Source organism: Faecalibacterium sp. An192 (genome assembly GCF_002160175.1).
GTDB lineage: Bacteria > Bacillota > Clostridia > Oscillospirales > Ruminococcaceae > Faecalibacterium.
In genome coordinates this window covers 1-1125 of the sequence record NZ_NFKB01000130.1, presented here as the reverse complement: position 1 = coordinate 1125, position 1125 = coordinate 1, and the positions used below count along the sequence as shown (strand labels likewise).

Below are 1125 nucleotides of genomic sequence, written 5' to 3'. Positions count from 1 at the left end.
CCGGCAGGCTTATCCCCCGCGAGGACTACCGGCTGTCCACGCTGAACTGCGGCGGGGAGGATTTTGCCGTTGCCTGTATGCGGGCAAATCTCCGCTACGGGAAGAACCAACGGCGGGAAGATGTGAAAAGTCACCACTATATCATCAGCTTTGACCCACGGGACGGCCCGGACAACGGCCTGACCGTAGACCGGGCGCAGGAATTGGGCGAGAAGTTTTGCGCCGAGCATTTCCCCGGCCACCAAGCCCTTGTATGCACCCACCCGGACGGGCATAACCACAGCGGCAATATCCATGTGCATATCGTTATCAATTCGCTGCGGATAGAGGAAGTGCCGTTCCTGCCCTACATGGACAGGCCAGCCGACACGAAAGCCGGCTGCAAGCACCGCTGTACCGATGCGGCCTTGCGCTACTTCAAGTCCGAAGTCATGGAGATGTGCCACCGGGAGGGGCTTTACCAAATCGACCTCCTGAACGGCAGTAAGAACCGCGTGACCGACCGGGAGTATTGGGCGCAGAAAAAAGGACAGGCCGCGCTAGACAGGCAGAACGCCCCCATGATTGCAGGCGGTATCACGCCCCGGCAGACCAAGTTTGAAACGAACAAGGAAAAACTGCGGCAGACCATACGGAAAGCCCTTGCCACCGCCACCGGCTTTGACGAGTTTTCCTCTCTGCTGCTGCGGGAGGGCGTGGCCGTCAAGGAGAGCCGTGGTCGGCTGTCCTACCTCACGCCGGACAGGACAAAGCCCATTACCGCCCGGAAACTGGGCGACGATTTTGACCGCGCCGCTGTCCTTGCCGTTTTGGAGCGGAACGCCGCCAGAGCCACAGAAAAGGCCGCAGCCATACCCGAATATCCCCGGCATGGGAAAACCGGCATACAGCCCACAAAAGCCCCACAAACCGCCCCGAAACAGGACGGTGTGCAGCGGCTTGTGGACATTGAGCAGAAAAAGGCCGAGGGCAAGGGCAAAGGCTACGAGCATTGGGCGAAGATACACAACATCAAACAGATGGCCAAGACGCTGAATGTGTACCAGCAGTACGGCTTCACTTCCCCGGAGCAGTTGGAAGCTGCTTTTGATACCGCCTATGAGGAAATGCGCCAGACCAGCGGCG

Annotated in this window: 1 protein-coding gene; it reads left to right on the top strand. The window is 59.4% G+C overall.

Features of this window, described 5'->3' with window-relative positions; all coding sequences use genetic code 11:
* Positions 1 to 1125, top strand: a 1125-nt coding sequence (locus B5F27_RS16245; protein ID WP_087369070.1) for a relaxase/mobilization nuclease domain-containing protein, incomplete at both ends; no start/stop codon positions are given.